The organism is Clostridium sp. BJN0001 (assembly GCF_022869825.1).
Lineage (GTDB): Bacteria > Bacillota > Clostridia > Clostridiales > Clostridiaceae > Clostridium.
The window spans coordinates 1,537,950-1,563,130 of sequence record NZ_CP094971.1 but is presented as its reverse complement, the minus strand read 5'-3'; the positions used below and the strand labels follow the sequence as shown (position 1 = coordinate 1,563,130).

Sequence of the window (25,181 nt, the reverse complement as noted above, 5' to 3'; positions counted from 1 at the left end):
TAATGCTCAGCTTTTTTGTTAAGTTTATTTAATATCTAAGGCACTTAAAAATTTATTTAAATCATCTCTAGAAAGTTCAACACATCCAAGATCTCCATGCTTTTTATCTTTAGTGGGATTACCATGAAAATCAGAGCCACAGGAAATAAGTAAATTATTTTTCTTTGCATAGTCAATAAAATAACTATTTTCTTCGTTTGTATTTTGAGAATATATAGCTTCTATACCATCAAAATGTAGCTTTAAAACTTCTTGTAGATATTCCTTATGTATAAGTTTTGGATGAGCGAGAAAAACAACTGCACCATTATCTTTTAAAAAGTTTATTCCATCCTTAGTATTTATTTTTTTTGTTCTTACATAAGCTTTGCAATTTTCACCAATAAAATTATTAAATATATATTCATGTGTATATGGGTATCCTGCATTAATAATTTCTCTTGCAATATTGGGACGTGCAACTGTATCTTTTGAATTTTTAAGAAGTTTTTCTACGCTTATGATAATATTAAATTCATCTTTAAGTTTTTGAACTATTTTTTTTGCACGAATAACTCTATAATTTTGAAGCTCGGTTAATTTAGAATTTAAGTCCTTATTTTTATATGAATCTTTTTTAAAAAAGCCGAGTATATGAACACTTTTATCTTTATATGATGTAGAAAGCTCTATTCCTGGGATAAGCTTCACGTTAGCATTCTTTGAAAGATTAATTGCATCATCAAGGCCTTCTGTAGTGTCATGGTCAGTTATAGCTATATATTTTTGATTACGCTCATCTGACAGCAAAATTATTTCAGAGGGAGATAAAAGTCCATCTGAATAAATCGTATGAATGTGAAAATCGCATTTTTCCATAAAATCATCTCCTGATTTTAGTATACATTATTTATTATGATATTTTAAGCGGCATATTTAATAAATTAGTGCATAAATCGTAAAGATTGTATCTTACTGGAATATTCTTCATTGAAATAATATCTTCTGAGTAACGTCCATCTTCAGGATTTAGAAGAATAGTTTCTTTATCTATTACTTTAATAAGATATTTAGAACCATCACTAAATTTTACATGAATCCTATAAGCTTCTTTATTAAATGTTTTTGTAGAGTCTTCTGTTATATCTTGGATATTAATATAAGAAATAAAGTTCTTAAACATATCTTTATATTCATCTGTTAAGTTTACATTTTTATAAAAATTTGTATCGATTATAGATACATCAAAACTAGTATTTGAAATTTTACTACTTAGGTTAGTATAGTAATAATTGGGACTAGGTTTTGTGTTTATAGTATATATATTAGGAATAGCACATGATGAAAAAAGTATAAAAATAAAGAAAGAACATATAAATATTATTAATTTTTTCAAATTTAACTCTCCTTAAGAATATTGTCTATAATAATTTATTTCAGTTACTTTTATTTAGAACGTATTTATGAATAAAATCGTATATTAAACTGTATTATTAAATATAGTAATATTTGGAGAAAATTTATGTATATTATATCTACAGTAGGACCTTCTATTAATAATGAACAAACTTTTAACAGTATTATAAATAAAAAGAGAACAGAAATTTTGCGTATAAATTTTTCTCATATAGTTTATAAAGATACTGACAACTTAATTAAATTATTAAAAGATTCACAAAGTGATATTAAACTTTTGTATGATTTACCTGGATTTAAGGTTCGTGTTTCAAAATGTATCGAATATTCATTTAAAGTATATGAGGGGGAAATGGTTGAATTCTGTTCAGAAAACGAATATAAAAATATGAAAAATAGAAAAACGTTTATTAAAATTATACCGCTTAATATATCTGAAGAATTATTAAAAACAATAAAAAAAGGCTATATATATATAAAAGATAAAACAATGAAATTTATTATTAAAAAGAATAATGGAGGTGTCATTACTGCACTTACTGATACAGGAGGTATAATAAGGGCAGGAAAAGGATGTAATATTAAAAATCTTAATATAATTGACAGAACGTTAGATTCAAAGAATATTGAAGCTCTTAATTATTCAATAAGAAACAGAGCAGATATAATTTGTCAGTCGTTTGTTGAAAGCAAAGAAGATATAAATTTAATAAGAAACTTTATAAATGACAATAAGCAAGACGAGAAATATAGTCCTAAAATATGGGCTAAAATAGAAAGCAGAAAAGGAATTGAAAATTTAGATGAAATAGTAAATGTTTCAGATGGAGTAATGATAGCAAGAGGGGATCTTGCTGCTGAAATAACATTTGAAGAAATTCCTTTCTTAGAAGAAAAAATAATAAAAAAGACAAGAATGCAAAATAAAGATATAGTAATAGCAACACATGTTTTAGATAGTATGAAATACAAAAAAGAAGCATCTATTCCTGAAATTGAAAGTATATATAGATTTATAAAGCTTGGAGTATCAGGATTTCTTCTTGCATCTGAAACTTCTGTTGGAAAATTTCCATTAAAGACTATAGAGTATCTTAGATACTTAATAAATATATATAAATAAGGTAGCTTTACGCTACCTTATTTATATTTTTTTATGAATTTTTTTATAATATATAGAAATTATAAGTGTAAGTGCATAATCATATAATAAAAATACTATTTGAATAAAGAATAAAATAAAATATAGATTTTCTTTTAATAAATTTATTCCTGTTATTTTAAGTATTAAAAAAAATACAAATGACGATAATACATTTAATGAAAGTAGCTTTAAAATAATTTCTATAAACCTATTTGAAAATTTTTCTATAAAATATTTTAATAAACCATATGGTCCAAACAAGAATGTATAATAAATAGTTGTTTGTATAGGCATAATAAATGAAGAAAGCAGGCTGGACGCAACAAATATAATAAATGCGCTTTTAACTGAAAGCCTTATAACACATATTGGAATTATACAAGACGCAATTGTTATAAAAGCAAGCCTGCTTATAGGCATAATTGAATGTAAATATAATAGCATTATTGTAAGAGCAACACAGATGCCGCCTTCAGCTATAGATTTTGTTTTCATTTTAATCACCTCTTTACATACAAGGGACTAAGTCGCCTCCCATACATTCACATATAGAATCAAGACACCATAAATTTATGCAACAGTCACATGCATCTTGTCTGTTTGTATTCACAGTACGATAAGGGTTTTGATATGCATTACTTCGTCTGTTTAAACTATTTAGAGTTTGCCTATATTCATAATTGTTTGGATCCATTCCTACTGCTGTATTTAAATGGTCAAATGCAGAGTCGTACCATCCTTTATTTGCCATTATTACACCATATAAAAAATGCCATTCTGCTGATTTATAAGAAATAGAGTTAAGTTCATTTAAAGCAGCATCAAGATTTCTCATTTGAATATAATTTCTTACAGATGCAAAAGATGCAGTTTCGTTATTTCCGTAAGAAGAGCCTGAATATGAAGAATTTGAATATGATGAAGACGTATTGTTATTATTATAACTTTGTCCTTTGTTTTTAGTAAGCATATCATAAGCTTCATTAATTTCTCTCATTTTTTGCTCAGCCAAATCCTTAAGAGGATTATCGACGTATTTATCAGGATGATATTGTTTTATTAATTTTCTATAAGCTTTTTTTATTTCATCCTGAGTTGAATTTTCTTTTACCCCTAGTATTTCATAAGGATTCATTAGAATCACTCCTTTTATGTTCATTAGTTTTATGGTTAGTTATTTTTTTATATTTATCCATTAAACCAAGCTCAATTATATTATAAAGTATATCCTTATTCTTATACAATTTTAAATTTATTAAATTTTCATTAATTGTATATCCACAATTATAAATTATAAAATCAATTTTATCTTTAATTTGCTTTATAAAAGTCTTATAAGGAATATTATCCTTATTATATAGAAATTGAATTGGATTAAATTTTGAGCGTTTTATATCATCTTCTAGATCATCAAGAGCATCTACTATATATATAAACTTTCCAAGACAATATCCAAGATTATATAAGGTATTTCTTAGTTCTTTAGAATCGTCTTTTAATTTATAGGGATAATATTTAAGTATTATTCCAACAATTTTACTAAAAGGATCAGAAATTTCATCTAAAGAATTAAAATTCTTATTTTTTTCAAGTTTTTGAAGCGATAATAGATTACTTTTTATTTCAGAATTTATAATATCAATCTCTTTAGAAAATTTTCTCTCGTAAGGCGATAATATCATTGATTTGATTTTACTTAATATATCTTTATCATCTATATAATCATCAGTTAGTTTGTAATAAAACAAAGCAACATTCATAGATGCAGCATATAATAATGCTTTATTATTATTAATAACAACTTTTTTTGAAAAAGGGTGAAGAATACATACATGTTTCTTTACTGAAACATCATCAGAACTTAACGCATCTAAAAGTATTCCTAAAAAAGTCATGTCATAATTTAATGCTAACCTTGGAATATTACCAAAGTTTTCTTTTAGATGAATACAGAGCCCACAATAATAACATTTAAAACGTTCATAATCTTTAACTTTAAGCTCTGGTATAAGTGGAGTAACATATCCAAACAAAAGAATCACTCCTTAACAATTTTCTCTTCATTATTATACAGTTTATGCGATAAATAAACAATACAACATTTTTTTGAAAAAAGGCTTTACAAATAAGAACTATTATTATATAATAATGACTGTAGACAAGAAATGATTACTGATTAGACATTAAACTAATTAGCGATTAAATATTAATTTTATAATTATAATATTTTAGGAGGAGAAAGATTATGAAAAAATTTGTTTGTACAGTTTGTGGTTATATATATGAAGGAGAAAAGGCTCCAGAAAAATGTCCAGTATGTGGAGCAGGAGCTGATAAATTTACAGAACAGAAAGAAGACGAACTTTTCTGGGCTGCTGAACATGTTGTAGGAGTTGCTAAAGGAGTTAAAGAAGATATATATAAAGATCTTCAAGCTAACTTTGATGGAGAATGTCATGAAGTTGGAATGTACTTAGCAATGTCAAGAGTTGCATTTAGAGAAGGATATCCTGAAGTTGGTTTATACTATGAAAAAGCAGCACATGAAGAAGCAGAACATGCATCTAAGTTTGCTGAATTATTAGGAGAAGTCATCACTGATTCAACTAAGAAGAACTTAGAGATGAGAGTTATTGCTGAAAATGGTGCAACAGCAGGTAAGTTCGATTTAGCAAAGAGAGCTAAAGCAGCTGATTTAGATGCTATCCATGATACAGTTCATGAAATGGCTAAAGATGAAGCTAGACACGGAAAAGCATTCAAGGGATTACTTGACAGATACTTTAAATAAGATTTTAACCAATTCGCCTAAACAATTAAATGGTGAATATTAAAATAAGCTGTTGTGTACAATACTGTGTACGCAACAGCTTATTTTATAGTACATAACTTATTGTAAACAGTATTTTATACAGAGTTAAATAGCTATATCTTCTGAAACAACTGGATTATATGTATTTAAGGATTTGTTTGACTTTCTTTCTTAAAATATATACAAGTTCTAGTGGTTTACTTAGTAAATGTCATATTGTTACTTCTATTTATGTATTATATAATTAAGTTAGTGTACAATAGTAATAAATGCGAAGTAAAAATTGTTTATATAATTAGGAGGTATTAAGAATGGATTCTAAAGATATTGCCCCTTGGGAGTTGCTACAGAAGAAAATGACATGGAAACAATTAAAACACATACATAATAAAAAAGTCTTGGATTTTGGAAGTGGAAATGGAATGACAGCCAACCATTTTGCAATAGACAATGAGGTTATAGCAATTGAGCCAGATGAAAATACGATTCAAGATAGATTTAGAGAAAATAACTATATACAAATAAAAGGAGACATAAAGGAACTTGAAAATTTTGAAAATGAATCGTTTGATGTGATATTGTGTCACAATGTTTTTGAATATGCAAATGAAAGAGAAGAAATCATAAAGGAATTTTCAAGGATATTAAAGAAGAACGGTTATCTTTCTGTTTTAAAACATAATAGGGTTGGAAGAGTTATGCAGATGGTAGTATTACTGAATAATTTTGAACATGCCAATGAATTATTGGAAGGTAAAAATGGACATGCACAAAAGTTTGGCATGATTAATTACTATGAGGATAAAGAACTATTAGAATGGTCAGATAAATTTGAATTAGAAAGAATCTTAGGTATGAGAACATTTTGGGATTTACAGCAAAATCAGGAGATTCAAAAAGATGAGGCATGGCAGGAACAGATGTTAGAAATGGAATTGAAGGTAAGTGAATTAGAAGAGTATAAAGCCATTGCTTTCTTTCATCATGTTATTTTACGAAAAAAATAACGAAGGTTATGAGTATAATACTTATTGCACATTCTTCTAATTTAACGAACTAAAGGCAACCAATTTAGGGTGCCTTTAGTTTTAGTATTTTATGTCCGTTAGAAATTAATACAATATTATCATCCATATCAGTTCTATATATTTTGGTTATATTTTTTAATTTATCAAGAGTTTTTTTATGTGGATGACCAAAATTGTTATTGTATCCACATGAAATAATAGATATTTTAGGTGAAACTCTTTGTAAAAACTCATTAGAGGTTGAAGTTTCAGAACCATGGTGACCAATCTTAATAACATCTGCATGTATATCATTAAAATTACTTAATATTTCATCTTCTGCTTCTTTTTCTGCATCACCCATAAAAAGAAATGTATTATTTAAAAATTTTATTTTTAATACACAGGAGTAATTATTTATATTATCATATTTTCTATTTGTAGGGGAGAGTACTTTAACTTCAGTATTTTTACCTAAATCTATCGGACATTTTTCGTTTATATTTAAAACATTAATTTTTAGATTTTTCTTTTTAAGAGAATAAATCATTCTTTCAAAATATTTAGCATCAGATGTAACTTTAGGAGCACAAAAATAGTCTATAGGATAAGAATTTATAATTGAAGACATATTTCCTATATGATCTTCATGTGGATGAGTTGCAACTACAAAATCTAATTTCTTGATATTTTGAGAATCAAGATAATTTAAAATCATATCTTTCGATTCCGAGGGTCCTGAATCTATTAATAAATTTTTGTTATTTACCTGTATTAAAATTGCATCACCTTGACCTACGTTTATAAAATGTATTTTCATATATGGGAAATTAGTATTAAATTTATTACATGAAAATATATTAATAGTAAGTATGATTCCTAAAAAAATAAGTATAAATTTCTTTAATTTCAAAACAAATCACCTCCATATATAATAATTGACATAAAAATATTTATTAACCATGTAAATTGTTACAAAAAATGCGAAAATGCAAAAAGACAATGTTGAATATTGCAAAAATTATGGTATAATGAAATTAATGTGTGAAAATACATTGAATTATGCAATTTTAATTAATAGAAAAATTCATATAGGGGGCAAATTATGAAAAAAGAATTTTCAATTAGTAACGATAAAGTTATGTTAAATTTTACTGCAAAGTATTGTGATACTTTCGAATCGTTACTTGAAAGTGAAGGATTTAGAAGAGTATTAGAAATTTATCTAAGAAAATCTAAAAAAAAGAATACAACATTATTTAAATTTATAAAGAACGCATTTGATACAGAGAGTCTTATAGATATAAGAATTAAACTTATTAAAGTAATAAAGTGTCTTACAGTTATGGGTGCAGATGAACTTGTAAAACATAATGAAGATTATTCAAAGTTATTACAGGATAAAGATTCGTTTATTTCTTTTATTGAGGGATTCTATTTATTTTGGAGAAAACTTGAAAGATATACTTTAATTCATAGATATAAAGAACAGCAAGGAATTGCAGCAGTAAGTTTTACAGATGCCAACAGTAATTTTTCAAAACTTATATTAAGATTATATAGAAAAGTTGAAAAGAATGTTGTTGGATATGAGCCAAAGGTTTATAGACAGATTCCTGCAGGTGGAAATGCATGTATAATGATTAATCAGATAGGATGGGCAATACCAGAAGGATATGAATCACTTGAAAGTATTCCTTTTATAGATCACATACTTCTTGAAACACCATTTATTACTTATCCAAAGAGAAATACAAGAAAAGGAATTTTTACAGAAGTTGACTATAATCCACTTCAGTATGCAGATATAAATAAGGAACATTGGTTCTGTTATCCTGCTAAAATAGGCGGAAAACTTATTTTTATCTATTTCCATAGAGATTTTATGGAACATGGCGTGACTTTATGTAATCTTTTTGAGATGGCAAGAAGCCAGGAGACAAGAGGAAGAAAACCAGATATGATTTTTGTATTCGGTGCAAAAGATGATGGTGAAGAATTAAAGACTGTATTTTATGATGATAAAAAGAATGATGTAATGCTCGGATATATTAATCATTCAGAAGAAATAGATTATTTTGGATATGTAAAAAAGATGGTATTAACTCTTTATAATTTATTAATGATTAAGCAAGGATACCTTCCAATACATGGTTCAATGGTAAATGTAGTATTAAAGACTGGTGCTGAAGCAAATGTTGTCATTATGGGTGACAGTGGAGCAGGTAAATCTGAAAGTCTTGAAGCATTTAGAAGTCTTAGTGAAGAGTATATTTCAGATATGACAATTATATTTGATGATATGGGTACATTTAAACTTGAAGATGGAGTAATTAATGCATATGGAACTGAAATTGGAGCATTTGTAAGACTTGATGATTTAGATCAAGGCTATGCATTTAAAGAAATGGATAGAAGTATTTTTATGAATCCTGATAAGGTAAATGCAAGACTTGTTGTTCCAGCAGCTTCATATAAAGAAATAAATAAGCCTCATAAAGTGGACTTTTTATTCTATGCAAATAACTATGAATCTGTAGAAAAAGATGGAAAATACTTAAATTATTTTGATAAAGTTGAAGAAGCTATGCCTGTATTTGTAGAGGGAGCACGAATGGCTAAAGGAACTACTTCAGAAAAAGGATTAAGTAAAACATTCTTTGCAAATCCATTTGGCCCTGTACAGAAGCAGAAAGAAACTGGAGCTACTATTAAAAAGTATTTCGATACAATGTATAATTCAGGTCAAGTTAAAGTAGGACAGATAAGGACATGCCTTGGCGTTAAAGGACAAGAAAAAGATGGACCTAGAAATGCGGCACTTGAATTATTTGAAGAGATAAAGAAATTTAGAAAAGATAAATAACAAAAAAAGAAAAGTAAGATAATCTTACTTTTCTTTTTTTATATAGTCTTTTATTGAATTTAGTATATATCCAAATTTTTTGGAAGATACATTTGGAAAAGCTTTTATAAGACGTATATGATTTAAATTGAATTTCATTTTTGATAAAGATTGCACTGTTTTTAAAGCTTTTTCCTTTGCATTTAAAATAACATTTCCTCTTGTAAAAATTTCTGATTCACGAACACTTACAAGCTGCAACTGAAGTTTAGTTAATAAAGATTTAAATTTTATTAAAGAAAGAACAGTAAAAATTGAATCTGTAAAAAAGTAAATTGAGAATACGTATGAAACAAATAGTTTTATGTTTAATGAGATATTATTTGAAATTAATATATTCAAAGGGTGCAGAACTTTTATAATAAAAACACATGATATAGCCCATAATATAGAATATAATAGACATACTCTTCCATTTATATTAAAAGGATCATCAGTATAGTCCCACCATTTTGATTTGAATAATTTTTCTAATATATATCCAGTTATATATTCAAGTATACTAGTTAAGAAAAATGCAGATATAAAAAGAATAAATAAATTATTCTTATATTCATCAAGAAGCGTTATAACAAGTATAATTCCACATCCATATATTGGACAAAATGGTCCGTATAAAAATCCACGATTTACAAATTTATGTTCTATTTTAAAATAATATAAAACCTCTGTACACCATCCTAAAAATGAATAAATCATAAAATAGAATATTATATTATAGCAAATTAAATTATTAAGCATTGTATCCTCCTTTTGTAAGTACTTATAATTATTATAATATAAAATATATAAAATTAAATTAATATATTCTTAAATTTTATTAATAAATAATAAAGGGAACAGATTCCTGTTCCCTTTAAAATTAATTATAGTTAAATAATAAAATTATCTTATTAATTTCTAGTCAATTCCGTTTAATCTAATAAATACAAGAAAAAATATTATCAATTAAATTTTCAAATAAACATTCTGAATATAAAATAGTTTATGAAAAAATAAAGATAATATACATTACATAATATATGAAAAAATTTAAATTGATATATCTCTGTCTATAGGTTGAGAAAGAGATAAAAATGTATCAGTTCTTTGAATACCATCAATTTTATTTAACTTTTCAAGAAGAATATTCTGTAAATCTTTTATATTTGAACATACGATTTTAGCAAACATAGTATAATCTCCAGTTGTAAGATGTAATTCTACAACTTCTTCTATACTATTAATTCCTTCAAGAACAGAGTTAAGATGAGCTATTTTATCGACATATATACCTACAAAGCAGCATACATCATAGCCTAATTTTGGAAGATCAAGATTTATTCTTGAACCTTTGATTATACCTAAATCCTCCATCTTTTTCATTCTTACATGAACTGTTCCTCCGCTTACATGACATATCCTAGCTATTTCAAGATATGGAATTCTACATTCATTAATAAGAAGTTTAAGAATTTGAATGTCTAAATCATCTAAATGAGAATTAATGTTTATAGGCATATAAAAAAAACCTCTTTTCATTAAAATATAATTCTATTTTATCAAAATTTGCGAATAAATTAAAGGTTTTTTAAAAAATAAAATAAAAAAATATTTATAAGTATGAATATTACTTGAATTAATCTTAATTTTAATTTAAAATTTAATATGATAGATATGGATATAATAGGAGGATGGTTAAATGAATATTGTATTTGGAATTTTAAGTTTCTTATTTATGTTAGTTATAATATTTGCATTATATTATGTTTGCAGAAAATTTATATTTACAAAAGTCAGAATTAATAAGTATATACCACTTGCAATTGCAATAGTTCTATTTGTAATACAACTGTTTTCAGGTAAAATTGGCATAATTAATAATTATGTAAATATAGCGCTTTCAGTAGTTTCGGTATTATTTTTCTTATGGTTTATGGATATTATGCAAACCGGCGGACCTAAACAGAAAGAAAAGAAAATAGTAATTAAATCTAAGCCAAAGCCTAACAGAGTAAAAAACAAAAAAAATAATAAATAGATAAAAAAAGATGTTTATGTTTAAACATCTTTTTTTATCTAAAAATTGGTGAACTATAAGCTGTTTTATTATTTTCTTGAACAATTTTTATTATATACCAGTGCTCAATCATACGTGGTTTATGTGAATATAGATATTTCACTTTATTAAGATTTAAATTTTCAACTCGTTTTATTATTATTCCATTTTGTGAAATTATAAATATGCTATTTATTTTTATATTTTTATCTTCTGCATAAATGGAAAAAAATAATTTTTCATCTGTTTTAGGTATAGTGCCTCCCATAAAATGATTATTTATAGTAAAGTAAAATTTTAAACTTAAAGATTCTGTTGAATAGGTTCTATGAAGTTTAAATGAATTTAATATAGAATCTTTTGCAAAATCTTGCGATAAAACACATGTAGTACTATGAAGATTAGAACTATTTAATATATTTTTATATCCTCCGCTTACAGCACTTAATTCCCATCCCATATCAAGCATATGATAATAGTTTTTTTCACATATTGAACAATTCTTTTTATTTGAACCTGACACTTCTATACATTGTACTATTTTATTCAAATACTTATTATAGTTAAAATTTGTTATATTGTTTTCATTATTGGAAATTATAATAAGTGATTTATTGTTATATGAACACCATAATAAAAATAGCTCAATGTTCGCTGCTATACCTGTAAAGAAAGTATTAGAATTTATTATACTTATGTTTCCTAAAAATGAAGTTGATGTTTGAAAACCTATAAGAGGAATAAAATGATTATGTTTTCTTCTATATGATAAAGCAGTATATTTCATTTTTTCAAATTTTGTCATAATCTTATTTTGCATAGATACTCTTTTTAATAAAAGATTATTATTATCACTTAAAAATATGAAATTGAGTCCATTATTTCTAGCATAATAAAAAATTTGTTCAGTTGAAATGTTGTAATGTTCAGATGTACTTGTACATCTTGGTATTCCATAAAAAAATTTTAAATCATTTATTGTCAGAACATTATCGTTATTAATTTTATTCTTATTCAAAATAAACCTCTAAAAAAATAATTATAGTATATTTTATTACTATTACACTTAAAATAATGACAATAACTTTCTGTAATGTTACAATAAAAATATAATTAATAATAGGAGTGAATAAATTGGTTGATATAGGAAATTATTGCAAATTAAAAGTTATAAAAAAAGTTGATTTCGGATATTATCTTGAAGCAGATGATGAGGAGATACTTCTTCCAAATAATTCTGTAGTTGGAGAAGAACCTGAAATTGATGATTATGTTACAGTTTTCATATATAGAGATTCGAGTGACAGAATAATATCTACTATGAAAAAACCATATTTTTCAGTAGGAGAGATTGCAATGCTTAATATAGTAAGTATTACAGATATTGGAGCGTTTGCTGATTTTGGGCTTGAAAGGGATTTGTTTATTCCAATGAAAGAACAAAAGTATACTTTGGTTGAAAATAAAAAGTATCCTATTGCTATGTACGTTGATAAGACAGAAAGACTTGCAGGAACTACTAGAATAGAAGATTATATAGAAATTGCTGAAGAAGGATCATATAAAGTAACAGATGAAGTTACAGCTACTATATATGATACAACAAGTTCAGGAAGCCTTGATGTTTTAATAGATGGAAAATACAAGGGACTCATTTTAGCAAATGAACATTATACATATATATATCCTGGAGATGAAATAAAGGTTAGAGTAAAAAGAATATATGAAGATGGAACAATAGGAGTAACTCCAAGAAAAACAAGACTTGAATCTCGTGATGTATTAGAAAAACAAATAATAGAGTATTTAAAAAGAAACGGTGGAGCTATGCCATTTTGTGACAAAAGTTCTTCACAAGACATAAGAAAAGAGTTTAATACAAGTAAAAATTATTTTAAAATAGCACTTGGTGGACTTATGAAAAAGAAATTAATAGAGCAGAATAAAGAAGGAACAAGACTACTTTAGTAGTCTTGTTTTTTTATTGAGTATTTTTAGATAAACGAGTTCTAAAAATTAAATTCTTTAATTTTTTCCAGTTAAATGGAATGAGAGGATAAAAGTATGGCTCCCCAATAACTGTTTTTGTAGATGCCATTATAGTTATCATTGCGATAATTCCGCCTATAAATCCCCACCAATTAAATAAACCAGATAATAAAAGAATCATCATTCTCATAAATTTAAGTGCAAACCCCATTTCTATACTTGGCTGTGAAAATCCTGCGATTGCAACAACAGCCATATAAAGTATTGATTGATTTGTAAACCATCCTGTTGAGACAGTATATTCACCTATAATAAGACCTCCAACTATTGAAAGAGAACTTCCTAGTGTGCTTGGCGTGTTAAGAGATGCAAGTTTTAGTGCATCAATTGAAAGTTCAAGTATCATAAATTGTAAAAACATAGGTATTTGGTAAACATCTTTTGGCTTTAAAAAATCAAAATATTCCGGCAGAAGTATATGACCATCTATATATAGCACATATAAAGGAGTAAGTATAATTGTAAATAATAATGTAAGATTTCTCATGAGCTTAAGATAATTTCCTGTAAAAAGTGGGAAAAAATAATCATTAATATCTTGAGTAAAATCAAAAATTCCAGTTGGAAGTATTATCGCAATAGGGGAATTATCTATTAAAATTACAATCTTGCCTTCAACAATATGTGCCGCTGCAGTATCAGGTCTTTCTGTATATCGTACCTTTGGAAATGGATTAAAAAAATTTTTTTTCTGCATTGTATCAACTAAACTTTGAGCACCTACTGTAAGGGCACGAACGTCAACTTTATTTAGAGAATTCATTATTAAGTCATATGCTTTTTTATTATATGTATCCTTAAGATATGTAATGCAAACATCAGTTTTTGATACAGTACCTACAGTATGAACTTCAAAAATTAAGTTTGGGTCTCTAATTTGTCTTCTAATTAATGCAGAATTTAAGACTAATTTTTCAACAAAGGCATCTTTACTTCCCCTAAGAGTTTTCTCCTTTGCAGGTTCTGCAGAATCTCGACCTGGATATGTACGAAGATCTAAAATTATAAAATAATCAAAAGAATCTACATATAAGATTGTTTGCCCGCATAAAAGGGAGAATACAATTTTGTCTATATCCTTTTCTTTTACAACTGAAACGTGTGGAATTTCATTAGTCATAAATTCTTCAATTGTATTAAATGAATCCATAGTCTGATTATTTATAGAAAGTAGTCTTCTTAAAATTTCTTCCATTATATCATCTTTTATAAATCCATTTATAAAATATGTAACCGCTTTTTTTCCACCAAAAACAAATGTTCTCTCGACAATATCATAGCTTTTTTTTACTGGAAGAATATTATGTATAAGATCTAAGTTTTTATCAATAGAATTTGAAATGTCCAAATTTAAATCCCTCTTTTCAAAATATTATATATTTAGTATGTCAAGTGAAAGAATTTATATTCAAAATTAGTATTTTTTTTATATATTTGCACATGATAAAAGCTATAGCCATATTTTAATATTAAAGTAATTTTATGAGGTAAAAAAATGTGTGGAATAGCAGGAATTGTTAATTTTAACAAAAATATTCTTGATAAAAAATATATCTTAGACGATATGATAAAGACTTTAAAAAAGAGAGGACCAGATTCTAAAGGAACTTATATCACAAAAAATGTACTTTTAGGTCATAGAAGACTTATAGTAGTTGATCCTGAAGGCGGAATACAGCCAATGACAAAAAGTATAAAAGAAGAGAAGTACACAATAATTTATAATGGAGAACTTTATAATACAGATGAGTTAAGAGAAGATTTAAAAAAGAAGGGGTACACATTTAATTCTTATTCAGATACTGAAGTGCTTTTAACATCATATATAGAATATAAAAAAGAATGTCTTAATAAACTTATTGGAATTTTTGCATTCGCAATATATGATGAATCAAACGAAGAGGTTTTTATAGCAAGAGATCAAATGGGTGTAAAACCATTATTTTATACAGTTTATAACGGTACTCTTTTATTTGGTTCTGAAATAAAAACATTATTTGCTGATGAAAATATAAAAAGGGAAATAGATTTAAATGGTCTTACTGAAATATTTGCATTAGGTCCTGCAACTATACCAGGAAGTGGTGTGTTTAGAAATATAAAAGAAGTTGCACCTGCAAATTATATAATATATAAAAGAGATGGAAGTATTGAAAAAAAAGAATATTGGTCAGTAAAAGCAGAAAAATTTCAAGATACTGAAGAAGAAGCAATTGTGCATACAAGAGAGCTTGTTACTGATGCCGTAAAAAGGCAGCTTGTTTCCGATGTGCCTTTATGTACTCTTTTATCAGGAGGATTAGATTCATCTATAATTTCTAAGATTGCATCAGATGAATTAAAAAAAAGAGGTAAAAAATTAACTACTTATTCAATTGATTATATAGATAATGATAAGTATTTTAAGTCTTCTATTTTTCAGCCAACAAGTGATGAATATTGGGCAGAAAAAATGGCAGAATATATAGGAAGCAGCCATAGAAAAGTAGTTCTTAATCACAAAGATTTATATTATTCAATTTTTGATTCTGTAAAAGCAAGAGATCTTCCAGGAATGGCTGATATTGATTCATCAATGCTTTTATTTTTTAAAGAAATAAGAAAAAAATATGTAGTAGGGCTTACAGGTGAGTGTGCAGATGAAATTTTTGGAGGATATCCATGGTATACAAGAGACGAAATGTTTTATATTGATACATTTCCATGGTCAAGATTTGTAAATGATAGAAAAGCTATTGTAAATGACAAATTAAAAAAGATGCCAATTGAAGAAATGATAAAATATCAGTATAATAAGTCACTTAAAAAAGTTCCGCATTTAGATAATGAGACAAAAAAAGATTATAGGCTTAAAGAAATATCTTATTTAAATATGAAGTGGTTTATGGTAAATCTTCTTATAAGAAAAGATAGGATGAGTATGTATAATAGTCTTGAAGGAAGAGTTCCATTTGCAGATATAAGGCTTGTTCAATATGCGTTTAATATGCCATATGATATAAAATTATATAAAGGAAGGGAAAAAGGACTTTTAAGAAAAGCATTTGAAAATATTTTACCAGACGATATAGTATATAGAAAAAAGAGTCCATATCCAAAAACACATAATCCTATATATACAGATATGGTTTGCAGAGGGCTTCAGGATATACTTGACAAAAAATCATCACCAATTCATGAAATAATTGATGAAAAAGCTGTACAAAATATAATAGATACGAAGGGATCATCATATAAATCTCCATGGTATGGTCAGCTTATGACAGGACCACAGCTTCTTGCATATCTTATTCAGCTAAACTATTGGCTTTTGGATTATAATATAGATATATTTTTATAAAATAAAAGGCTCTGCATCTTGCAAGAGTCTTTTACTTTATAACTATTCATATTTAAATTTAATTGAAATTTCTTTAATTTCACCTTTTGAATTTTTTCTTATGTTGAATTGTTTTATATCACTGCAATCATTGTCAATTTGATAAGATAATTCATTTACTGTTGCTTTAGCTTTCTTAACAATATCTCTATCCATTATTACTGAAAATCTTGACTTCCTGCAGATCGATTCATTTCTTCTATCGTCTATTACAACATAATATTCAGGTGCATCTTCAATAACTATATATTCCTTTCCAATTGTTAATGAATCACAAAGATTATTATCTATACATTTTACTAACATAGTTTACCTCCATATTCCTAATATACTTAATTTTATTATAAATTCATAATAAATTCAATATGTATATCAAAAAAGTGGAGAGAATATTATTATTTTGCTATAATATATGTGTTAGAAAGGGTTTGATGAAATGGAGATAGGAAGAATACATAGAGGTACAATTACTAAAGAAGATAGAACAACTATACATGGAAAGCATAATTTTTCTGATAGTTTTAATAAGGAAAGACAAAAGAAATCAGACGAACAGCTAAAAAAAATGGTTGAGGATATTAAAAAGCGTGGAAACAAACTTGTATTAACTAAAACGTATGTTGATGTTGTTATGTATAAAAAAATGATAAAACAATATCTTGAATCAGTCCTTCAGTATATGTATGAAACTAAAAAAGATATAAGCTTTTGGCAGACTCAATATTTTATAACTGTAGATACAATCGATGGAAAACTTGAAGAACTTACAAAAAATGTAATGACAGAGCAAAAAGAAAATATTGATATTGCATCAACAATTGATGATATTCAAGGAATGATAGTAGACATATATAGATAATTTTATTTATATAATAATAATATTTTGAAAGGAGTTTTTTTATTGAAAAAAAGAACAAGTATAATTTTATGTACAATAATAACTTTAATTTCAGTACTTATTGCTGGATGTGGAGGAGGAAATGATGTAAAGTCTGATTCTGCAAATAAAGTTTCAGAGCAAAAGACAGTAAAGATTATAGTTCCAGATGGTCTCCCAGCTTTATCTTTAGCAAAAATGATAAAAGAGAAACCTCAGATTGTAGAAAATTATTCTGAGGATTATTCAATTGAAAAAAGTGCTCAAAATGTTGCAACAAGTGTAATGAAATGTGATGCAGATATTGCTATAGTTCCATCTAACTTAGCTGCAACTGCTTATAATAAAACTGAAGGAAAATATGTAATAGCAGCGACAACAGGATGGGGATCATTTTATATAGGATCTACAAATAAAGATGCTTCACTTGACTCTTTAAAAGGAAATAAAGTATATAACATAGGAAAAGGTCTTACACCAGATATTATTACAAGGGTAATTTTAAATGAGAAAGGAATAGATGCTGATTCCATAGATTTCAATTATGTAGATGGTGTAAATGAGATGGTTCCAGTTATAGTAAGTGGAAAAACAGATTATGCAGTTATTCCAGAACCAGCACTTACAATTGTAAAGACAAAGAAACCAGACTTTAATACATTTATAAATTTAAATGAAGAATGGAAAAAATTATTTAATTCTGAATATGGATATCCACAGGCTACAGTAATAATAAATTCAGATTTCTTAAAAGAAAATAAAGAATATGTTGAAAAATTTTTACAAGAAGTAAAAAAATCGTGTGAATATCTAAATTCAAATTCAGAAGATGTAGCATCTTATTCAGAAGAAATTGGAATTTCAGCTAAAAAAGAAATAATTCCACAAGCTATAAAAAACGGAAATGTAAAATATGTATCAATAGGAGATACTAAAAATGAATATAAAAATTATTTTGAAAAATTAAATGATTTTGATAAGAGCAGTGTAGGAGGAAAATTACCTGATGATAAAATTTTCATGGAAAAGTAAAATATATACTTTGCTATCATGTTTATTTTTTATTATCGTATGGGATATAATAGCTAAAAAAATAAATAATAATATATTTCTTCCAAATATAAAAGAAATATGTAGCGCAATATATGAAATTTCTTGCAGAGATAAATTCCTATTTAATATTGTCGTTAGTTTTGAAAGATCTATAATAAGTTTTTTAGTTGCTCTTATATTATCAGTTATATTGGGGATGCTTTCTTATATGCATCCCTTTTTTGAATATTTTATAAAGCCATTAAATTCGTTTGTTAAGACAATTCCAACAATGGTACTTGTAGTACTTGCTCTTGTATGGTGTAATAAAGATTATGCACCTTATATTGTAGGAATAGGAATTACATTTCCAATACTTTATGAAGGAATAAGAGATAATTTAAAAAATGCAGATAAAAAGATATTAGAAATGGCTAAAATATATGAAATATCAACATTTGATAAAATAATTAGAATATATATTCCACTAATAAAAATTTATCTTATGAGTGTTTTTGTATCAACACTTTCACTTACTTTTAAAGTGGTTATTGCAGGAGAGGTTCATGGTCAGCCTAAATATGGAATTGGATCTCAAATTCAAATTGAAAAAATTAATTTCAATACACCTGCTATTTTTGCATGGATTGTTTTAATTGTGATAATATCACTGTTTATGGAATTACTTAAGTATATACTTATAAAAAGGATGTATAGGTGCAATGATGGAAATTCAAATTAGAAATTTAAATAAGTCTTATAATAGGCAACATATATTTGAAAATTTTAATATAAATTTTACTGATGAAAAAGTGAATTGCATAATAGGAAAATCAGGATGTGGGAAAAGTACTCTTTTAAATATTATATCGGGTCTTATTCCATATGATGGAGATATTAAAGGAATAGATTCTAGAGATATAAGTTATATATTTCAAGAAGATAGGCTTATTGAGTGGCTTACAATAAATGAAAACTTACGTATATGTTCAAAAAAATATTATAATAAAAATATAATACAAAAAAGAATTGATGAGATTTTAAAGCTTGTTTCTATTTATGATACGAAAGACAAGTATCCATCAGAATTAAGTGGTGGTATGAAGCAGAGAGTAAATATAGCAAGAGCATTAGTAAAACCATCAAAAGTAATTTTAATGGATGAACCATTTAAGTCACTTGATTATAAAATAAAGTATAAAATAATAGAAGAGTATTTAAAAATACTTCAAAATAAAAAAAGAATTATAATAATGGTTACTCATGATGTTGATGAAGCTATTGCCTTTAATGGAAATATTATTATATTTGGTGATAGACCAGTAAAAGTAAAAAAAATTTTTACTCAAAATTTAAAAGAGCATAAAAAAGAAATTATTAAACTTATTTAAAAATTTATAATATATTTAGCACTAGCTAGAGTAATAAGAAATCCTGATAAGAAAAAGTTTATTATTCCAAGAATTTTATTACCATCATTAAAAAATGAAATACCTAAAAATAAAATAGAAATACCTAATCCTGAAAATACAACAGGGAAAACAGAGTTTGGATTATTCCCATTTATTATGCTTAACAAACCATGAAATGATAAATAAATTGCAAATATGCAGTTAGCTATATTAAGTATTTTTTTAACCATAAATACTCCTCCTTGGATACAATTATGTATATTAGTATTATATACAATTAAAATTAATATATACATAATATGTAAAATTAAAAATGGTTTTAATAAAAGTATATGGCAATAATATATAGTATAAAGAATGATAGGAGAGATCAAAATGGAAAACAGATTAGATGCAATTATCATAGGCTCAGGTCCTGCAGGAATTTCGGCTGCACTTAATTTAAAAATAAGAAGAAAGAACTTTATGATATTTGGAAATGATAAATTATCATTGAAACTTGATAAGGCAGAACAAATAAATAATTATTTGGGATTCCCAGGTATAAAAGGTTCTGATTTAAGAGATAAATTCAAAAAACATATTGAAGATATGGAAATTAAAATTACAAAAGAAAAAATAATAAGTATTTATTCTATGGGTGATTATTTTGTAGTAAATTCAGATAAGAATAATATGTACGAATCTGAGACAATAATTTTGGCTGTTGGAGTAGAGTATATAAAACCTATTGAGGGCGAAGAAGAATATTTAGGAAAAGGAGTTGGCTATTGTACAACATGTGATGGACCGTTATATAGAGATAAAACAGTCTCTATAATAGCATATAATAGTGACGGTGAAAAAGATGCTTCATATATAAATGAAATAGCTAAAAAAGTTTATTATATTCCTATGTATAGAGGAGAACTCAATCTTGATGACAATATAAATGTAATTCGTGATAAACCTATAAAAATTGAAGGAAAAGAAAAAGTTGAAAAAATTATTTTAAAGGAAAATAATATAGAAACTGATGGTGTATTTTTAGTTAAAGATGCTATATCACCAAAAGATCTTGTACCGGGTTTAAAAATGGATGGAAATCATATAGAAGTTAATAGAAAAATGGAAACAAGTATAATTGGATGTTTTGCAGCAGGAGATTGCACTGGGTTTCCATATCAATATATAAAGGCTGCTGGAGAAGGAAATATTGCATCTTTAAGTGCAGTTAAATATCTTGACAATAAAAAATAGAGCTTAAGCTCTATTTTTTATTTACTAGATATTCTATTTTATCAATAATATTTTTTAAATCCTCACTTACGTTTATATTCATTGCATCATTAAGTTTTTTATGAAGCGCAATTTTAGGATTTTTATCAGAATCAGATTTTTTCTTAGAATTTTCTTCTTTGTTTTGTAGAATACTATTTCTTAAATTTATGTCATAGTTTTTAGGAAGATTATCTAATGTATGATCATTATTTGAGAAATTATTAAAAGTAAATTCATTTTCATTTTTATCTGTATTTTTCTTCTTTTCTTTTGAAAAAGATTTTCTTTTTTCTTCCTTTTTTATTTTCTTTATTGACTGTATTGCTTTTATGCTATTTATACTATATGGTCTAATAGGAGCAAGAATTCTGTTATCAAATGACATATTAGATTCCCCCTTTTTATCTATATTATTATTATATTCGTATAAAAATTAAACATTCTTAATACTTTATTATAAGAAAAAATAGAACGAGAAAACTCGTTCTATTTTTTAGAAATATATTATAAATAACATGTCCATTATTTAACTTCGTAAATCCATCCTTCTGGAGCTTCAACATCACCAAGCTGAATTCCGTAAAGAATATCGTAAAGCTTTTTGATTGTTGGTTGAACTTCTGTTTCACTACCAAATACAAATCTCTTATCATGATATTGGATTGCACCAATTGGAGTGATTACTGCAGCAGTTCCGCATGCACCAGCTTCTTTAAATTCGTCTAATTTATCAACAAAAACTTCTCTTTCATATGTTGGCATATGAAGATAATGTTCAGCGATATATAATAAAGAATATTTAGTTACACTTGGAAGTATTGAAGGTGACTTTGGTGTAACAAATTCGTTATTCTTAGTTATTCCTATAAAGTTTGCAGCCCCAACTTCATCAATTTTAGTGTGAGTGGCAGGATCAAGATAAATACAATCTGCATATCCAGCTTTTGAAGCTTTGGCATGAGCCATTAATGATGCAGCATAGTTACCACCAACTTTTTGTCTTCCTGTTCCAAGAGGAGCAGCTCTGTCATAATCATTCTGTACGATAAAGTTACATGGCTTTAAACCACCTGAGAAATAAGGTCCAACTGGCATACAGAATACTGTAAATATATATTCTGAAGCAGGTTTAACACCTATATTGTCTCCAACACCTAAAAGAATAGGTCTTATATATAAAGTAGCCCCAGTTCCATAAGGTGGAACGTAATCAATGTTTGCTTTAACAACTTGCATTATAGCATCTATAAATTTTTCTTCAGGAACTCTTGGCATTAATAGTCTATCACAACTATCATTCATACGAGCTGAATTTCTATTTGGTCTAAAAAGCTGAACCTTTCCTGATTTAGTTCTGTAAGCTTTTAAACCTTCAAAACAACTTTGACCATAATGTAATACGGGGGCAGCCTCGCTAATCTTTAGCATATTGTCCTCAGTTAATTTTCCATTATCCCACTTTCCGTCTTTGAAGTAAGATACATAACGATAGTCAGTTTTAATATAATCAAAACCTAACTTTTTCCAATCGATGTCTAATTTTTTCCCCATTTTTATTCCTCCAAATTCTTAATATAGCTTATTGCTATATGATATAGTTTATATTTAATATAATAGCACTATTTTTCAATATATTCTACATATTATCAAAAAAAATGAAAAAAATTTGCCATAATATTAATAGAATGCATATTTATTAATCAAATTATTTATTGATATTCTTTACAGAAGTACTTTATTGTATTTTTAGATCTCTTTTTTGAATTAACTATATACTATACTTGCAAAAATTAATAGTTAAATAATTTAAATTTCCTCCAGTTCTCTTAACCATATTTCAGAGGAAGCATCACTTGGCATACGCCAATCACCTCTTGGAGATAAAGAAACAGAACCAACTTTTATGCCATCAGGCATACAAGAACGTTTGAATTGCTGAGTAAAGAAACGCTTATAAAAAACCTTCATATCTTTTAATATTTTTTCTTTATTAATTTTCTTTTCAGTGTTTGCGTTATTTTTAGCATTTAATATTTTAGAGTTTATATATAAATCATATATCTTTTTAGGCCCAAATCCATATCTGAGCATATAATATAAGATGAAATCATGTACATCATAAGAACCAATAGAATCTTCTGTTTTTTGAGCAATTGTGCCATCTGGATTAGGTGGTAGTAATTCTGGACTAATAGGAGTATCACAAATATCAAGTAAAGTTGATTTGATTTCTTTATTTTGATTTTTTGCATAAGAGTTAACAATACTTCTAACTAATGTTTTTGGGATTGAAGAATTAACACCATACATGCTCATTTGGTCTCCATTGTAAGTACACCACCCAAGAGCTAGTTCTGATAAATCACCAGTTCCAATAACTATACCATTATGTTTATTAGCCATATCCATTAGAATTTGAGTTCTTTCTCTTGCTTGAACATTTTCATAAGTAATATTATGTATGTTAATATCATGTCCAATATTGTTATAGTGTTCAATGCAAGCTTCTTTAATTGGAATTTCACAAGAAGTAACACTTAATATTTTCATTAATTTTTTTGAATTATCAAGTGTTCTATTTGTTGTTCCAAAACCAGGCATTGTTATAGCAATAATACCATTTGTATCATATTTATTTATTTTAAATGCTTCCACGGTAACTATTAATGCTAATGTAGAGTCTAATCCACCAGATATACCAATAATAGCTTTTTTGCAATTAATTTTCTTTAATCTTTGGGCTAAACCCATAGATTGTAAATTTAGAATTTCTTTTGAACGCTTATCAATATCGTGTGGTACAAAAGGTAAGAGAGGTAATTCTCTATTAGATTTAAATATATTTGATTTAGGGTTAAATGTTCTTAAATAAATATGTTTATATTCTTGTCTATCTTGAACACCCATATATGAGCTACTAATTGCTCTATCATTCATACATTTTTCAATGTCAATTTCTCCATAAGTAATATCTTTGCTATTCATAAATTTACTTTCAGAAATAATGTAACCATTTTCTGCAATAATGCTATGTGCTGAAAAAACAGTATCAGTTGTAGATTCATCATTTGTTGCTGAGGCATATATATAGCCACACATACATTTTGCTGAATGCATTTTTACTAAATTTTCACGATAATCTGTTTTCCCTATAGTTTCGTTGCTAGCAGAAAGATTTACTATTATATTTGCTCCATGCAAAGAGTGATATGAAGATGGGGGAATAGGAACCCATAAATCCTCACAAATTTCAGCACTGACAATTGCTCCTGTTTGTTCATCTTCGATAAGAAGGTTTGATGTGAATGGAATTTTATCATTGTACAATACAATTTCATCATCCAGTCTATATGTAGATGGCTTAAAATATCTTGCTTCATAATAAATCCCGTAATTAGGAATAAATGTTTTTGGAATGACTCCTAAAATCTTTCCTTTATGTATTGCAACAGCACAGTTAAATAATTGATTATCTTTTCTAATGGGCATACCAACAAAGATAATAGGGTTAAATTCATTGTTAGACTCTTTAATAAATCTTTTTAATTCTTTTTTTGCACTATCTAATAAAGCTGATTGATTAAAAAGATCGCCACAAGTATAACCTGTTACACATAACTCTGGATAAACTACTATCCTTGTATGTCGTTCTCCTGTCCTATTTTTTTCATTAATCTCATTTATAAGTTCTAGCATTTTATCTATATTATATCTTGGATTACCTATCTGAATTGAAGTAGGCGTTATTGTTGCTACTTCAACTATTCCGTTATTTAATAAGTTACTCATTTATTCATCTCTCCTATTTTTTATTTATCTATTATAACTAATATATATTATAAGTTATAGTATAGCCTATTTTTGAAGTCAT

At 26.5% G+C, this 25,181-nt stretch carries 27 protein-coding genes; 12 read left to right on the top strand and 15 right to left on the bottom strand.

Annotated features, from left to right (window positions below):
* Positions 1–24: 24 nt before the first annotated feature.
* Together MTX53_RS07545 and MTX53_RS07540 are read right to left on the bottom strand one after the other, a co-directional pair.
* Positions 25–858: a PHP domain-containing protein gene (locus MTX53_RS07545; protein WP_244833112.1), complete on the bottom strand. Its 834-nt coding sequence runs from the start codon at positions 856–858 to the stop codon at positions 25–27.
* 34 nt (positions 859–892) lie between these two features.
* Positions 893–1,375 carry a DUF4883 family protein gene (locus MTX53_RS07540; RefSeq protein WP_244833111.1) on the bottom strand — a complete coding sequence of 161 codons (483 nt, stop codon included), beginning with the start codon at positions 1,373–1,375 and terminating at the stop codon, positions 893–895.
* A gap of 126 nt (positions 1,376–1,501) precedes the next feature.
* Here MTX53_RS07540 and MTX53_RS07535 point away from each other — a divergent pair, with 126 nt between their 5' ends.
* Positions 1,502–2,518, top strand: coding sequence for a pyruvate kinase (locus MTX53_RS07535; protein WP_244833110.1), 1,017 nt, complete (start codon positions 1,502–1,504; stop codon positions 2,516–2,518).
* 21 nt (positions 2,519–2,539) lie between these two features.
* Here the strand turns inward: MTX53_RS07535 and MTX53_RS07530 are convergent, their stop codons facing one another.
* From MTX53_RS07530 to MTX53_RS07520, 3 genes are read right to left on the bottom strand one after another with little or no spacing between them, the layout of a single operon-like run.
* The gene (locus MTX53_RS07530) at positions 2,540–3,034 is read right to left on the bottom strand and encodes a hypothetical protein (protein ID WP_244833109.1); all 495 of its coding nucleotides are present in this window, start codon (positions 3,032–3,034) and stop codon (positions 2,540–2,542) included.
* Positions 3,035–3,047: 13 nt separating this feature from the next.
* Positions 3,048–3,674, bottom strand: coding sequence for a DnaJ domain-containing protein (locus MTX53_RS07525; protein WP_244833108.1), 627 nt, complete (start codon positions 3,672–3,674; stop codon positions 3,048–3,050).
* Positions 3,661–4,572 (bottom strand): DUF5685 family protein, encoded by a 912-nt coding sequence (locus tag MTX53_RS07520; protein WP_244833107.1) that lies wholly within the window; start codon positions 4,570–4,572, stop codon positions 3,661–3,663. The genes MTX53_RS07525 and MTX53_RS07520 overlap by 14 nt, the downstream gene beginning before the upstream one ends.
* Before the next feature lie 212 nt (positions 4,573–4,784).
* On the opposite strand from MTX53_RS07520, the gene MTX53_RS07515 reads away from it, so the two are divergent.
* Positions 4,785–5,330, top strand: a complete 546-nt coding sequence (locus MTX53_RS07515; protein WP_244833106.1) for an NADH peroxidase — start codon at positions 4,785–4,787, stop codon at positions 5,328–5,330.
* Between the two features lie 332 nt (positions 5,331–5,662).
* Entirely contained in the window at positions 5,663–6,358 is a 696-nt protein-coding gene (locus MTX53_RS07510; RefSeq protein ID WP_244833105.1) for a class I SAM-dependent methyltransferase, read from the top strand.
* 64 nt (positions 6,359–6,422) lie between these two features.
* Here the strand turns inward: MTX53_RS07510 and MTX53_RS07505 are convergent, their stop codons facing one another.
* A complete protein-coding gene (locus MTX53_RS07505) occupies positions 6,423–7,271 on the bottom strand; it encodes a ComEC/Rec2 family competence protein (protein ID WP_244833104.1) in 849 nt (282 codons plus the stop codon).
* A gap of 192 nt (positions 7,272–7,463) precedes the next feature.
* Here MTX53_RS07505 and MTX53_RS07500 point away from each other — a divergent pair, with 192 nt between their 5' ends.
* Positions 7,464–9,224 carry a phosphoenolpyruvate carboxykinase gene (locus MTX53_RS07500; protein ID WP_244833103.1) on the top strand — a complete coding sequence of 587 codons (1,761 nt, stop codon included), beginning with the start codon at positions 7,464–7,466 and terminating at the stop codon, positions 9,222–9,224.
* Positions 9,225–9,248: 24 nt separating this feature from the next.
* Here the strand turns inward: MTX53_RS07500 and MTX53_RS07495 are convergent, their stop codons facing one another.
* Together MTX53_RS07495 and MTX53_RS07490 are read right to left on the bottom strand one after the other, a co-directional pair.
* Positions 9,249–10,004, bottom strand: a complete 756-nt coding sequence (locus MTX53_RS07495; RefSeq protein ID WP_244833102.1) for a putative ABC transporter permease — start codon at positions 10,002–10,004, stop codon at positions 9,249–9,251.
* Positions 10,005–10,295: 291 nt separating this feature from the next.
* Positions 10,296–10,763 (bottom strand): Lrp/AsnC ligand binding domain-containing protein, encoded by a 468-nt coding sequence (locus MTX53_RS07490; RefSeq protein WP_244833101.1) that lies wholly within the window; start codon positions 10,761–10,763, stop codon positions 10,296–10,298.
* Positions 10,764–10,944: 181 nt separating this feature from the next.
* Between MTX53_RS07490 and MTX53_RS07485 the strand changes: the two genes are divergently transcribed.
* A complete protein-coding gene (locus MTX53_RS07485) occupies positions 10,945–11,283 on the top strand; it encodes a hypothetical protein (protein ID WP_244833100.1) in 339 nt (112 codons plus the stop codon).
* Between the two features lie 34 nt (positions 11,284–11,317).
* On the opposite strand, the gene MTX53_RS07480 is transcribed toward MTX53_RS07485, so the two are convergent.
* A complete protein-coding gene (locus MTX53_RS07480) occupies positions 11,318–12,319 on the bottom strand; it encodes a histidinol phosphatase (RefSeq protein ID WP_244833099.1) in 1,002 nt (333 codons plus the stop codon).
* 116 nt (positions 12,320–12,435) lie between these two features.
* Between MTX53_RS07480 and MTX53_RS07475 the strand changes: the two genes are divergently transcribed.
* Positions 12,436–13,269 (top strand): S1-like domain-containing RNA-binding protein, encoded by an 834-nt coding sequence (locus MTX53_RS07475; RefSeq protein WP_244833098.1) that lies wholly within the window; start codon positions 12,436–12,438, stop codon positions 13,267–13,269.
* Between the two features lie 13 nt (positions 13,270–13,282).
* Here MTX53_RS07475 and MTX53_RS07470 read toward each other — a convergent pair whose 3' ends face one another.
* A complete protein-coding gene (locus tag MTX53_RS07470; RefSeq protein WP_244833097.1) occupies positions 13,283–14,698 on the bottom strand; it encodes a spore germination protein in 1,416 nt (471 codons plus the stop codon).
* 147 nt (positions 14,699–14,845) lie between these two features.
* Between MTX53_RS07470 and asnB the strand changes: the two genes are divergently transcribed.
* Positions 14,846–16,690, top strand: a complete 1,845-nt coding sequence (gene asnB / locus MTX53_RS07465) for an asparagine synthase (glutamine-hydrolyzing) (protein WP_244833096.1) — start codon at positions 14,846–14,848, stop codon at positions 16,688–16,690.
* 42 nt (positions 16,691–16,732) lie between these two features.
* Here asnB and MTX53_RS07460 read toward each other — a convergent pair whose 3' ends face one another.
* Positions 16,733–17,035 carry a hypothetical protein gene (locus MTX53_RS07460; protein WP_244833095.1) on the bottom strand — a complete coding sequence of 101 codons (303 nt, stop codon included), beginning with the start codon at positions 17,033–17,035 and terminating at the stop codon, positions 16,733–16,735.
* Positions 17,036–17,165: 130 nt separating this feature from the next.
* Here MTX53_RS07460 and MTX53_RS07455 point away from each other — a divergent pair, with 130 nt between their 5' ends.
* The 4 genes from MTX53_RS07455 to MTX53_RS07440 are packed head-to-tail and all read left to right on the top strand — an operon-like array spanning position 17,166 to position 20,029.
* Positions 17,166–17,588 (top strand): YaaR family protein, encoded by a 423-nt coding sequence (locus MTX53_RS07455; protein WP_244833094.1) that lies wholly within the window; start codon positions 17,166–17,168, stop codon positions 17,586–17,588.
* A 42-nt stretch (positions 17,589–17,630) separates the two neighbouring features.
* Positions 17,631–18,638: an ABC transporter substrate-binding protein gene (locus tag MTX53_RS07450; protein WP_244833093.1), complete on the top strand. Its 1,008-nt coding sequence runs from the start codon at positions 17,631–17,633 to the stop codon at positions 18,636–18,638.
* Positions 18,613–19,380: an ABC transporter permease subunit gene (locus MTX53_RS07445; protein WP_244833092.1), complete on the top strand. Its 768-nt coding sequence runs from the start codon at positions 18,613–18,615 to the stop codon at positions 19,378–19,380. Before MTX53_RS07450 ends, MTX53_RS07445 begins: the two co-directional genes overlap by 26 nt.
* Positions 19,364–20,029, top strand: coding sequence for an ABC transporter ATP-binding protein (locus MTX53_RS07440; protein ID WP_244835476.1), 666 nt, complete (start codon positions 19,364–19,366; stop codon positions 20,027–20,029). The genes MTX53_RS07445 and MTX53_RS07440 overlap by 17 nt, the downstream gene beginning before the upstream one ends.
* On the opposite strand, the gene MTX53_RS07435 is transcribed toward MTX53_RS07440, so the two are convergent.
* The gene (locus tag MTX53_RS07435) at positions 20,026–20,280 is read right to left on the bottom strand and encodes a hypothetical protein (protein WP_244833091.1); all 255 of its coding nucleotides are present in this window, start codon (positions 20,278–20,280) and stop codon (positions 20,026–20,028) included. The genes MTX53_RS07440 and MTX53_RS07435 overlap by 4 nt on opposite strands.
* Positions 20,281–20,425: 145 nt before the next feature.
* Between MTX53_RS07435 and MTX53_RS07430 the strand changes: the two genes are divergently transcribed.
* On the top strand, positions 20,426–21,289 hold the full coding sequence (locus tag MTX53_RS07430) for an NAD(P)/FAD-dependent oxidoreductase (RefSeq protein ID WP_244833090.1): 864 nt from the start codon (positions 20,426–20,428) through the stop codon (positions 21,287–21,289).
* Positions 21,290–21,299: 10 nt separating this feature from the next.
* Here MTX53_RS07430 and MTX53_RS07425 read toward each other — a convergent pair whose 3' ends face one another.
* The 3 genes from MTX53_RS07425 to MTX53_RS07415 form a co-directional block, all read right to left on the bottom strand.
* A complete protein-coding gene (locus tag MTX53_RS07425) occupies positions 21,300–21,695 on the bottom strand; it encodes a hypothetical protein (protein WP_244833089.1) in 396 nt (131 codons plus the stop codon).
* A 137-nt stretch (positions 21,696–21,832) separates the two neighbouring features.
* The gene (locus tag MTX53_RS07420; RefSeq protein ID WP_244833088.1) at positions 21,833–22,861 is read right to left on the bottom strand and encodes a branched-chain amino acid aminotransferase; all 1,029 of its coding nucleotides are present in this window, start codon (positions 22,859–22,861) and stop codon (positions 21,833–21,835) included.
* 255 nt (positions 22,862–23,116) lie between these two features.
* Positions 23,117–25,099 carry an NAD(+) synthase gene (locus MTX53_RS07415; protein ID WP_244833087.1) on the bottom strand — a complete coding sequence of 661 codons (1,983 nt, stop codon included), beginning with the start codon at positions 25,097–25,099 and terminating at the stop codon, positions 23,117–23,119.
* Positions 25,100–25,181 lie beyond the last annotated feature (82 nt).

What these genes read in the sequence shown, in the direction of transcription:
- MTX53_RS07545 (WP_244833112.1), bottom strand. Translation starts at nt 858, where the DNA reads ATGGAAAAATGCGATTTTCACATTCATACGATTTATTCAGATGGACTT.
- MTX53_RS07435 (WP_244833091.1), bottom strand. Translation starts at nt 20,280, where the DNA reads ATGGTTAAAAAAATACTTAATATAGCTAACTGCATATTTGCAATTTAT.
- MTX53_RS07455 (WP_244833094.1), top strand. Translation starts at nt 17,166, where the DNA reads ATGGAGATAGGAAGAATACATAGAGGTACAATTACTAAAGAAGATAGA.
- MTX53_RS07445 (WP_244833092.1), top strand. Translation starts at nt 18,613, where the DNA reads ATGATAAAATTTTCATGGAAAAGTAAAATATATACTTTGCTATCATGT.
- MTX53_RS07425 (WP_244833089.1), bottom strand. Translation starts at nt 21,695, where the DNA reads ATGTCATTTGATAACAGAATTCTTGCTCCTATTAGACCATATAGTATA.
- MTX53_RS07530 (WP_244833109.1), bottom strand. Translation starts at nt 3,034, where the DNA reads ATGAAAACAAAATCTATAGCTGAAGGCGGCATCTGTGTTGCTCTTACA.
- MTX53_RS07495 (WP_244833102.1), bottom strand. Translation starts at nt 10,004, where the DNA reads ATGCTTAATAATTTAATTTGCTATAATATAATATTCTATTTTATGATT.
- MTX53_RS07510 (WP_244833105.1), top strand. Translation starts at nt 5,663, where the DNA reads ATGGATTCTAAAGATATTGCCCCTTGGGAGTTGCTACAGAAGAAAATG.
- MTX53_RS07490 (WP_244833101.1), bottom strand. Translation starts at nt 10,763, where the DNA reads ATGCCTATAAACATTAATTCTCATTTAGATGATTTAGACATTCAAATT.
- asnB (WP_244833096.1), top strand. Translation starts at nt 14,846, where the DNA reads ATGTGTGGAATAGCAGGAATTGTTAATTTTAACAAAAATATTCTTGAT.
- MTX53_RS07430 (WP_244833090.1), top strand. Translation starts at nt 20,426, where the DNA reads ATGGAAAACAGATTAGATGCAATTATCATAGGCTCAGGTCCTGCAGGA.
- MTX53_RS07485 (WP_244833100.1), top strand. Translation starts at nt 10,945, where the DNA reads ATGAATATTGTATTTGGAATTTTAAGTTTCTTATTTATGTTAGTTATA.
- MTX53_RS07525 (WP_244833108.1), bottom strand. Translation starts at nt 3,674, where the DNA reads ATGAATCCTTATGAAATACTAGGGGTAAAAGAAAATTCAACTCAGGAT.
- MTX53_RS07420 (WP_244833088.1), bottom strand. Translation starts at nt 22,861, where the DNA reads ATGGGGAAAAAATTAGACATCGATTGGAAAAAGTTAGGTTTTGATTAT.
- MTX53_RS07500 (WP_244833103.1), top strand. Translation starts at nt 7,464, where the DNA reads ATGAAAAAAGAATTTTCAATTAGTAACGATAAAGTTATGTTAAATTTT.
- MTX53_RS07460 (WP_244833095.1), bottom strand. Translation starts at nt 17,035, where the DNA reads ATGTTAGTAAAATGTATAGATAATAATCTTTGTGATTCATTAACAATT.
- MTX53_RS07515 (WP_244833106.1), top strand. Translation starts at nt 4,785, where the DNA reads ATGAAAAAATTTGTTTGTACAGTTTGTGGTTATATATATGAAGGAGAA.
- MTX53_RS07415 (WP_244833087.1), bottom strand. Translation starts at nt 25,099, where the DNA reads ATGAGTAACTTATTAAATAACGGAATAGTTGAAGTAGCAACAATAACG.
- MTX53_RS07535 (WP_244833110.1), top strand. Translation starts at nt 1,502, where the DNA reads ATGTATATTATATCTACAGTAGGACCTTCTATTAATAATGAACAAACT.
- MTX53_RS07440 (WP_244835476.1), top strand. Translation starts at nt 19,364, where the DNA reads ATGGAAATTCAAATTAGAAATTTAAATAAGTCTTATAATAGGCAACAT.